The 9,325-nt window shown below is 74.5% G+C and carries 9 protein-coding genes; 4 read left to right on the plus strand and 5 right to left on the minus strand.

Going from position 1 to position 9,325, the window contains the following annotated elements:
* Positions 1 to 153 precede the first annotated feature (153 nt).
* Both STRAU_RS35055 and STRAU_RS35060 read right to left on the minus strand, forming a co-directional pair.
* On the minus strand, positions 154 to 1,563 hold the full coding sequence (locus STRAU_RS35055; RefSeq protein ID WP_037664000.1) for a sensor histidine kinase: 1,410 nt from the start codon (positions 1,561 to 1,563) through the stop codon (positions 154 to 156).
* A gap of 28 nt (positions 1,564 to 1,591) precedes the next feature.
* Positions 1,592 to 2,290, minus strand: a complete 699-nt coding sequence (locus STRAU_RS35060) for a response regulator transcription factor (protein WP_016645148.1) — start codon at positions 2,288 to 2,290, stop codon at positions 1,592 to 1,594.
* A gap of 187 nt (positions 2,291 to 2,477) precedes the next feature.
* Between STRAU_RS35060 and STRAU_RS35065 the strand changes: the two genes are divergently transcribed.
* A complete protein-coding gene (locus STRAU_RS35065; RefSeq protein WP_016645149.1) occupies positions 2,478 to 3,050 on the plus strand; it encodes a hypothetical protein in 573 nt (190 codons plus the stop codon).
* Positions 3,051 to 3,069: 19 nt separating this feature from the next.
* On the opposite strand, the gene STRAU_RS35070 is transcribed toward STRAU_RS35065, so the two are convergent.
* Together STRAU_RS35070 and STRAU_RS35075 are read right to left on the minus strand one after the other, a co-directional pair.
* Positions 3,070 to 3,939, minus strand: coding sequence for a spermidine synthase (locus STRAU_RS35070; RefSeq protein WP_037664002.1), 870 nt, complete (start codon positions 3,937 to 3,939; stop codon positions 3,070 to 3,072).
* 167 nt (positions 3,940 to 4,106) lie between these two features.
* Positions 4,107 to 4,619: a hypothetical protein gene (locus tag STRAU_RS35075; protein ID WP_037664006.1), complete on the minus strand. Its 513-nt coding sequence runs from the start codon at positions 4,617 to 4,619 to the stop codon at positions 4,107 to 4,109.
* Positions 4,620 to 4,871: 252 nt separating this feature from the next.
* Between STRAU_RS35075 and STRAU_RS35080 the strand changes: the two genes are divergently transcribed.
* Positions 4,872 to 6,332 carry an NsdA family TPR-like regulatory protein gene (locus tag STRAU_RS35080; protein WP_016645152.1) on the plus strand — a complete coding sequence of 487 codons (1,461 nt, stop codon included), beginning with the start codon at positions 4,872 to 4,874 and terminating at the stop codon, positions 6,330 to 6,332.
* 27 nt (positions 6,333 to 6,359) lie between these two features.
* On the opposite strand, the gene STRAU_RS35085 is transcribed toward STRAU_RS35080, so the two are convergent.
* A complete protein-coding gene (locus STRAU_RS35085; protein ID WP_016645153.1) occupies positions 6,360 to 6,956 on the minus strand; it encodes a histidine phosphatase family protein in 597 nt (198 codons plus the stop codon).
* Positions 6,957 to 7,209: 253 nt separating this feature from the next.
* On the opposite strand from STRAU_RS35085, the gene STRAU_RS35090 reads away from it, so the two are divergent.
* Positions 7,210 to 8,310: a phosphatase PAP2 family protein gene (locus STRAU_RS35090; protein WP_016645154.1), complete on the plus strand. Its 1,101-nt coding sequence runs from the start codon at positions 7,210 to 7,212 to the stop codon at positions 8,308 to 8,310.
* A 91-nt stretch (positions 8,311 to 8,401) separates the two neighbouring features.
* Positions 8,402 to 9,325 (plus strand): hypothetical protein (locus STRAU_RS35095; RefSeq protein ID WP_037664004.1); only part of this gene is annotated, 924 nt, incomplete at its 3' end.

A 9,325-nucleotide genomic window follows, 5' to 3' on the forward strand; every position in this document is an offset into this window, starting at 1 on the left:
CCACCCGCCCGCCCGTGACTGTCGGCCGCAGGGCTCGGGCCGCAGAGAGCCTCCCCGCACGCCGCTACCTCGCCCACCGCCTCCGTTGCCCCCGTCGCACACGGTCACTTGGCGTCTGCGGCCAGTGGGGCGTCTCCCGACGGTGCCGTGGCGTCAGCCTGCGCCGCCGCCCACGCGCGCCGACCGCCTCGTCCGCCGCCGCACAGACCCCCGCCGCCGGCCCCCGGCCGGCCCCCGCCGCAGATCCCGCTGGATCCACAGCCTTACCTCCGTGCCGCCGAGCACCGAGCTGCCGATGCGTACATCGCCGCCCGTGGACTCCGCGAGGCGGCGGACGATGTCCAGGCCGAGGCCCGTGGAGCCCGCCTCGCCCCCCGAGTTGCCGCGGGCCAGCGCCGCCTGCGGGTCGGCGATGCCGCCCCCGGCGTCGGACACGAGCACGATCACCGCGTCCTCCCCGCTGTGCACGTCGACGGCGAACGCCGCCCCCTCGCGCGTGTGCCGGAAGACATTGCCGAGCAACGCGTCCAGGGCCGCGACCAGTTCGGCCCGCGCAACCGGGATCCACACCGGCCGGTCCACGCCGGCCACCCGCGCCTCGCGCCCCTCGTCCTCCGCGAGCGCCGACCAGAACTCCATTCGCTCGCGGATCACTTCGGCGGCGTCGCACCCGGCGCCGGGCCCGATGTGCACGGCGGCCGCCGTCTGCGGCTTCGCGTCACGTGCCGTACGGATGATGGTGTCGACCTCGCGTTCGAGGCGCTCGACGGCGACGCGGGTCTGCTCGGCGGCGGGCCCTTCGCCCAGCGAGGCGGCGTTCAACCGCAGCACCGTCAGCGGCGTACGCAGCCGATGCGACAGGTCCGCCGCCAGCTCCCGCTCATTGGCCAGGAGTTGGACGACCTGGTCGGCCATGGAGTTGAACGCCACGGCGGCGAGCCGCAGTTCGGTCGGCCCGTCCTCCGGCACCCGCGCCCCGAGCTTGCCCTCGCCCAGGTCGTGGGCGGCGCCCACGAGGCGCCGCGCGGGCTGGACCATGCGTACGCCGAGCCGGTCGGCGACCGCCACGGACCCGATGATCAGCGCGACGCCGACCCCCGCGAGCATCAGCCACGCCGTGGTCACGCCGTTGCTGACCTCGCTCTCCGGCACGAAGATCTCGACGACGGCGATCTCCCCGGAGCTGAGCCCGAAGGGCTGGAGCAGCGCGGAGCCGCCGGGCACGCCGGTGGTCCTGGCCCGGCCCTGCGCGCGGGCGGCCTCCACGTCGTGCGCGGTGGCGCGGCGGTCGCCGATCTTCAGCGGCGGGTTCTGGCCGACGGCCGGTACGTACACGGCCATCCGCCCGTCGCCGCCCGCCTCGGAGGTGGCGACGGCCCGGGTGAGCTGGCCGCGGTCGGTGGTGATGGAGAGGGTGGGGCCCATGCCGGCGGCGTGCCGTTCGGCGGCGGAGAAGGCGCGGTCGCGGGCCATCTCCTGGATGACGAGGCCGAGCGGGATGGCGAAGGCGGCCACGACCATCGTGGTGACGGCCAGGCACACCTTCACGAGCGCCCACCTCACGGCGCGGACCCCGCCCGCCCGGCCCCGTTCACAGCGGTGGCTCCAGCTTCACGCCGACGCCCCGCAGCGTATGCAGATAGCGCGGGTTCGCGGCGGTCTCGCCCAACTTCCGGCGCAGCCAGGACAGATGGACGTCGATGGTCTGGTCGTCGCCATAACTCTGCTGCCACACCTCGGCGAGCAGCTCCTTGCGGGGTACGACGACACCGGGCCGTCCCGCGAGGAACGCGAGCAGGTCGAACTCGCGCCGGGTCAGGTCGAGCCGCGCGCCGTCCAGCTCGGCCTGGCGCCGCAGCGGGTCGACGGTCAGGCCGCCGACCTGGAGCACCTGGCGCGGCGCCGCCTCGCCGGTGCCGGACCCGGAGCCGCGCGAGCGGCGCAGCACGGCGGCCATCCGGGCGGACAGGTGCTCGACGGAGAACGGCTTGGTCAGGTAGTCGTCGGCGCCGTCGTTGAGGAGCCGGACGATCTCCGTCTCGTCGTCGCGCGCGGTCGCGATGATCACGGGTACGTCGGTGATGCCGCGCAGCATCTTCAGCGCCTCGGACCCGTCGAGGTCGGGCAGGCCGAGGTCCAGGATGACGACATCGAAGCGGAAATGGGCGACCTCGCGCAGCGCCTCCAGGGCGGTGCCGACGCTCCGTACGGTGTGGGAGGCGTCGGACAGATGCCGGATGAGGGCCGAGCGCACGAACTGGTCGTCCTCGACGACGAGCACACTTGCCATGGGCGGCACCGTACGCCATACGGGGGACGTGGGTGCCGTGCGGGACTTTTGGCCCGGACTTGGGTCCGATGTCCCCTTCCGGGCAGGAGATGCCCCCTGCCTGACAGGCGATGTCCTCTTCCGGGACGGAAAGCGGAAGGCTGGACTCCTGGTCCTCGCGGCGGCTCCTGGTGCAGTATGGCCCGCGATGCACAGAGGTCTCGTACACGCCATCGCGTGGTCGCTCGCCACGGGCGCGGCGGTCACGCTGTCGTGGTGGGGCGTGCACACGGTGATGGCGGGCACGGCGTACGATCCGCCGCGCGCCCTGCCGCTGGCGGCGGGCGACCGGTCGGCGCTGCCGCAGTCGTCGTCCACGCACCGCCCGGAGCCGACGTCGAGCACCCGGCCGCCGAAGAAGTCCGGCGAGCCGTCCAAGTCGAAGCCGCCCGGGCCGACGAAGGACCCGGAGCACACGAAGAGCCCGTCCCCGGACCACCCCGACCACCCCGACCACCAGGACGACAAGCCCGAGAAGTCCCCTTCCCCCTCCTCCTCCGGCAGCGTCAAGGGCTACAACACCGAAGGCGGCCGCGTCGTCTTCGACATCGGCGAGTCCTCCGCGACGCTCGTGTCGGCGTCACCGGCGGCGGGCTGGTCGATGCAGGTGTGGAAGTCCTCGACGTGGATCCGCGTGGAGTACACCTCGGGCGCCGACCGTGTGTCGGTGTTCTGCACCTGGCACGACCACGCGCCGCGGGTCGAGATCAACAGCTACTGAGCAGGCCCCCGACGCTCCCTCAGCGGAACACCGACGACGGCGGCGCGGGCGACGCCACGGCGCTGGCGTCCGTGACGGCCGCCGCCCCGCCGCTGAAGTCGATGAGCGCGCGCCCGTGTTCGACCCGGGCGGGGTGCGGGTCGGCCGCGCTGCGCCGGGTCAGTTCGGCGACGGGCAGCGGCTGTCCCGCGCCGAGGAGCACGGCGTTGCCGAAGCGTTTGCCGCGCAGCACGGCGGGGTCGGCGACGAGGGCGAGTTCGGGGAAGACGGTGGCGGCGGTGGCGAGCTGGCCGCGCAGATAGGCGAGCGGCGGGCCGTCGGCGAGGTTGGCGGCGTACCAGCCGGTGGGCTTGAGCACCCTGCGGATGTCGGCGAGGAACTCCGCGCTGGTCAGGTGGGCGGGGGTGCGGGCTCCGCTGAACACGTCGGCTATGACGAGGTCGGCCCAGCCGTCGGGGGTCTTCGCGAGCCCTTCGCGGGCGTCGGTGCCGCGCACCCGTATGCGGGCGGCGGGGTCCAACGGCAGGGCGCGGCGGACGAGTTGGACGAGGGCGGTGTCGCGTTCGACGACCTGCTGGGTGGAGCGGGGGCGGGTCGCGGCGACGTACCGGGCGAGGGTGAGGGCGCCGCCGCCGAGGTGCAGGGCGTGCACGGGCCGTCCCGGCGGTGCGACGAGGTCGGCGATGTGGCCGAGCCTGCGCTGGTATTCGAAGTCGAGGTACGCGGGGTCGTCGAGGTCGACGTGCGACTGCGGCGCGCCGTCCACGAGAAGCGTCCAGGCCCGCGGCCGCTCCCGGTCCGGCATCAGCTCGGCAAGCCCTCCGTCGACCTCCTCGACGAGAGCTTCACGCGTCTGCCGTTCTCGCCTGTTCCGTGCCACGCCCCCCATTATCGCCGGGGGCGACAGTTCCAGCCCGTCCAGCACTTGAGGACGAGCCGCCCGGCAGTTCCAGCCCGTCCGGCGCTTGAGGACGAGCCGCGAAGCCCCGTCCGGCGCTTGAGGACGAGCCGCGAAGCGGCGATGAGCGGGGACAGGGGCGCAGCCCCATATAAAGCTCAGCGGCAGTTGTCGGCGGCTTCGATCATGCGGGCGGCCTCACCCAGCGCGGCACGCAGAACGGCGGGGTCGGTCACGGGGTCGGTGTCCCCGGGCGGCACCAGCCACCCGGTCCCGGCGACGGGCGGCGGCGGGGGCACCGGCTCGGGATCCGGAGCCGGCGCGAGGGAAGCGCCCCGCCCGAACGTCTGGGTGCACGCGCTGCCGGGCAGGTCCCACCCGTCCGCCGTGCCGGGCGGCACGAGAAAGCCGAGGGTGTCGCAGCCACCGTCGTGCAGGACGGGCCCCACGGCCTCGCCCCCCGCGCCCCGGCGCAGAATGTCGACGGCCTCAAGCCCCTGCCGCGCGGGCACGGTCACGAGATCGCACTCCTCGTGACCGTCGTGCGGGGCGTGCGGGTGCCCGGGGCGGGCCGGGTCCCACGGCTCGACGCAGCCGGGCCCCGCGCTGTGGTCCTGGCTCGGCCAGTGCCGGGCCGTCGTCAGCGCGCTCCCGGGTTCGCTGTTCTCCATGCCGTACTCCAACAAGGGAACCTCCTCGCCAGGTCGGAAGCGGCGTCGCTCCCTCTCCTCATGGTTCAACGCCCCGGGACGTCAACGGCTACGGCGCCACGCCGTCGCAAAGGATGGCAGTTCATGGCAGATCACGGGTGAGATATCCGGTTTGTAGCCAAACTCCGCGTGCTGACCGACCCCCAGCCGGTACGTTCGGGCTCCGCCGGAACAGGTCCGCACCCCCCGGTCCCCCCAGCGAGAGGAACCGGTATGACGTCGTCGTCATCGGCATCGTCAACTCCGCCTCCGCGACCGAATCTCGCGTTCCGGGAGTTGCGCGGACAGCGCTCGCCGGGCGAGTTCGCGGCCGCGGTGCGGCGGGCCGCGCGCGAGATCGGTGAGCGGGTGAGCTGCGACGCGCGGTACGTGGGCCGCGTGGAGGCGGGCGAGATCCGCTGCCCCAACTACGCGTACGAGCGGGTGTTCCTGCACATGTTCCCGGGCCGGACGCTGACGGACCTGGGCTTCGCGCCGCGCGCGGCGGTCCGGGGCCGGGGGGCGCGCGGGGCGGGGGACGCGCGCGGGGCGGACACCACGTACCCGCATGACCGCGTGGACACCAGGTACCCGCGTGACCACGGCACTGACAGCACCACCACCGGCGACGAGGAGAGCGACGTGCGGCGTCGCGCATTCATGACCAGCGGCACGGCCACGGTGGCCGTCGCCTCCCTGGGGGCCGTCGGGCTCCCCCTGGGCGGCGTCGCCGAGGCGGCCCGCGTCCGCGAGGCGCACCGCCTGCGCGCGGCGGACGAGAACGAGGTGAGCGCGGTCGAGGAGGCCGTACGCCAGATCCGGCTGCTCGACGACCGGCACGGCGCCGACGGACTGTACAAGCGGGCCGCCGCCCCCTTGCGCACGGCCTACGCCCTGCTCGACGCGGGCACCTCCCGGCAGGGCGGGCAGGCGGTGGCCGACCGGCTCTACTCGGGCGCGGGCGAACTCGCCATCTCCGTGGGCTGGCTCGCGCACGACTCGGGCCGCTTCGACGACGCCCGCTCGCACTACGGGGAGGCCCTCGCGACGGCGCGGATGTCCGGCGACCCCGCCCTGGAGGCGCACGCCTTCTGCAACACCGCGTTCCTGGCGCGGGACGCGGGACGGCCCCGGGAGGCGGTGCGGGCGGCGCAGGCCGCGGCCCGCGCCGCGCGGCATCTCGGCTCGCCCCGGCTGCTCTCGCTGATCGCGCTGCGCGAGGCGGGCGGCTGGGCCGGGCTCGGCGACCGCGCGGGCTGCCGGCAGGCGCTCACGCGCGCGCACGCGCTGTTCGACATCGGGCCGTCCGAGACCGACCCGGAGTGGATGACCTTCTACGGTCCCGCGGAGCTGGCCGGCCTGGAGGCGCAGTGCTGGTCGGCGCTCGGCCACTGGGAGCGCGCGTCCCGGCACGCGCAGCGCGCGGCGGGCGTCGCGGCGACGCAGACGCCCGAGTTCACCCGGAACATCGCGCTGTACACCGCCGAGCTGGCCGACGACCTGGCCCGCGCGGGCCGCCCGGACGAGGCCGCGGCCGCGGGCCTGCGGGTCCTGGCCCTGCTCGACGAGGTGCAGTCGTCGCGGATCGAGTCCATGCTCGCGACCACCGCGCGGCTGCTGCTCCCGCACCGGCGGGCGGCCGGGGTGACGGACTTCCTTGAGCAGCACGCCGCCCGCGCGCGGGTGACCACTTAGGCGGGTGGCTGCTCAGCGGGTGACTGCTCAGCCGGCCAGGTGCCCCGTCTCGTTCCACGACTCCAGTGCGGGCTCTCCGTAGGCCCAGCCCAGGATGGACAGGGACGTCGGGTTGAGGCGGATGCGGGACGCGAAGTCGATGTCGTAGCCCAGCCAGCGGGCGCCGATGGCGCGCAGGATGTGGCCGTGGGCGAAGACGAGGACGTCCCGGTCGGCCTCACGGGCCCAGGCGACGACCTCGTCCGCCCGCGCGGACACCTGCGCCAGCGTCTCGCCGTCCGGCACCCCGTCGCGCCAGATGAACCACCCGGGGCGCACGGCCTGGATGTCGGCGGGGGTCAGCCCGTCGTACGCGCCGTAGTCGAACTCCATCAGCGCGTCCCACTCCGCGGCCCGGTCGCCGAACCCGGCGAGCTCGCACGTCTCCCGCGCGCGGGACAGCGGGCTGGTGCGCACCTCGACGCCGGGGAGGCCGTCGTAGGGCGCCTTGTGCAGCCGCTCGCCGAGCAGTTTCGCGCCGCGCCTGCCCTCCTCCAGGAGCGGGACGTCCGTCCTGCCGGTGTGCTTTCCGGACAGCGACCACTCGGTCTGTCCGTGCCGGGCCAGCAGGATGCGCGGTGCCATGAAGGGGGCCTTTCCAAGGAGACGTACAAGGAGATATTCAGGGACAAAATCCGGGACAAAAGCGGACAGTCGCCCGTCCGTTCCCTCCATCATCACTCACGCCGCCGAGGAGCAACCACGGCGACGATCTCTGCGTCTTTGACGACCAGGGGGATGACTCATCGGCCTTCGCGTACGCCGTAAAGTGACCCAGCGGCCGTACGCCGCACGAACTGAGCGGGAACAGCGCGAAATGAGATGGGGGACCCACCGGATGCCGCAGAGCGAGGCACAGGGCGCGGGCGCCGGCGGCATATCCGGGAACCGTGCCGCCCGGCTCCGGCTGCGGTGGTGGACGGAACTGCCACTGATCCTGCTGGTGTACGGGGCCTACTCGGCCGGGCGGCTGCTCGCGCGCGGCGACGTCACCACCGCCGTGGGCCACGGCCTGGACATCCTGCGCGTCGAGAAGGCCCTCAACCTCAACCTCGAGCATCCGCTGAACCGTCTCTTCACGGCCCACACCTCCATCGGCGTCCCGGCGGACTTCTGGTACGCCTCGCTGCACTACCTGGTCACGCCGCTGGTGCTGATCTGGATGTTCCGCAGCAAGGCCGTGCACTACGCCGCCGCCCGCACCTGGCTGATGGTCTCCACGCTCATCGGCCTGATCGGCTTCACGCTCATGCCGACCTGCCCGCCGCGGCTGCTCGACAAGGGCTACGGCTTCGTCGACACGATGGCCCAGTACAGCGACTGGGGCTGGTGGGGCGGCCAGGCCAGCGCGCCGCGCGGCCTCGGCGGCATGACCAACCAGTACGCGGCGATGCCCAGCCTGCACGTCGGCTGGTCGCTGTGGTGCGGCGTGGTGCTGTGGCGGTACGGCCGCACGCCCCTGGTGAAGACGATCGCCGTCGCCTACCCGCTGCTCACCACCATCGTGGTCATGGGCACGGCCAACCACTACTTCTTCGACGCGCTCGCGGGCGTGGCCGTGATGGGTGTGGGATTCCTGCTCGTCCGGCCCGTGCGGGCCGCCGCCGCCCGGATCAAGGCGCGGCTCCAGCCGGTCGTCGCCGGGGCCCTGGCCGCGCGCGGCACCGGTGGCGCGCGGCGCCCCGCGGGTGCCTCGACCGCCTCTTCCGTCGCCAAGGCCCCGGCAGAGTCCTCCAATGTCAGTGGTGGATGCCAGACTTCGGCGGGTGAGCGAATTCCCCATCAGCGCAAGCTCGGCGCCGAGCCGGGCGGCGGCAGCGGTGCCGCGGGCAAGCCGGCCGGAAAGCCCCGCGGGAACAAGGGCGGCAGACCCGCAGGCCGCGCCGCGGACACCGGGGACGGCGCTGCGGCAACGGCTCGCGGAACTGCGCGGACCTGACGTAGCGCCACAGCCCCTGGACGCCCGCGCCCTCGCGGCCCTCGCGGCGAACCCGGGCTGCCGGCGCCGCGCCCTCCTGGACGGCGCGGGCGTGCCCAAGGCGGCGCTCGCGGAGTCCCTCGGCTCCCCCTCGGGCTTCGGGCAGTCGCAGTTCGCGTTCATGCGGGGGCACGCCTTCGAGGCGCGGGTCAAGGCCGACGGCGGCACGGAGCTGCTGCGCCTGACGCACGCGCGCCTGGGCGGCGGGCCCGAGCCGGAGCCCGGCTCCGCGCGGGTGCCGGACCTCGCGGCGGCCGGGCCCGAAGGCCGCGCGGCCCGCACCGCGCTCGCCCTGCGCGAGGCCACCGACGCCCGCGCCTGGACGCTGCTCGACCACCCCATGCTGGCCCTGGACGTCGCGGGCACGCCCGCCTTCCTGGAGCCGGACGCGGTGGTCGTCGCGCCGGACGGCACCTGGACGGTCGTCGAGATCAAGTCCTTCCCGATGATCGACGGCGCGGCGGACGCGGCGAAGGTGGGCGCGGCGGCGCGCCAGGCCGCGGTGTACGTCCTCGCCCTGGAGCAGGTCGCGGCGCGGGTCGCCGATGAGGTCGCCGCGCGGGTGGCCGAGGAGCCCGCCGAGGGGCCCGGTGCCGCGCCCGAGGTGCGGCGGCGCGCGCTGCTCGTCTGCCCCAAGGACTTCTCCAACCTGCCGGCCGCGTCCCCCGTGGACATCCGCAAGCAGCTCGCCGTCACCCGCCGCCAGCTCTCCCGGCTGACCCGCGTCGAGGACATCGCGGCCACGCTGCCGCCGGGCACGACGTTCGACGTCACGCGCCCGGCCGCCGAGCTGACCGCCGCGGTCGACGCGGTCCCGGCGACGTACGCCCCCGAGTGCCTGGCCGCCTGCGAGCTGGCCTTCCACTGCCGCGACCGGGCCCGCGCGGGGGGCGAGCTCACGTCCCTCGGCCGCTCCCTGCGCGCCGACCTCGGCACGCTCACGACGGTCGAGGAGGCGCTGGCGGCGGCCCGCGGC

Origin of the sequence: Streptomyces aurantiacus JA 4570 (assembly GCF_000414115.1) — a bacterium.
GTDB lineage: Bacteria > Actinomycetota > Actinomycetes > Streptomycetales > Streptomycetaceae > Streptomyces > Streptomyces aurantiacus_A.

Excerpts from the sequence above, each read along its gene's own strand:
- STRAU_RS35060 (WP_016645148.1), bottom strand. The coding sequence starts at position 2,290 with ATGGCAAGTGTGCTCGTCGTCGAGGACGACCAGTTCGTGCGCTCGGCC.
- STRAU_RS35065 (WP_016645149.1), top strand. The coding sequence starts at position 2,478 with ATGCACAGAGGTCTCGTACACGCCATCGCGTGGTCGCTCGCCACGGGC.
- STRAU_RS35070 (WP_037664002.1), bottom strand. The coding sequence starts at position 3,939 with ATGGGGGGCGTGGCACGGAACAGGCGAGAACGGCAGACGCGTGAAGCT.
- STRAU_RS35075 (WP_037664006.1), bottom strand. The coding sequence starts at position 4,619 with ATGGAGAACAGCGAACCCGGGAGCGCGCTGACGACGGCCCGGCACTGG.
- STRAU_RS35080 (WP_016645152.1), top strand. The coding sequence starts at position 4,872 with ATGACGTCGTCGTCATCGGCATCGTCAACTCCGCCTCCGCGACCGAAT.
- STRAU_RS35085 (WP_016645153.1), bottom strand. The coding sequence starts at position 6,956 with ATGGCACCGCGCATCCTGCTGGCCCGGCACGGACAGACCGAGTGGTCG.
- STRAU_RS35090 (WP_016645154.1), top strand. The coding sequence starts at position 7,210 with ATGCCGCAGAGCGAGGCACAGGGCGCGGGCGCCGGCGGCATATCCGGG.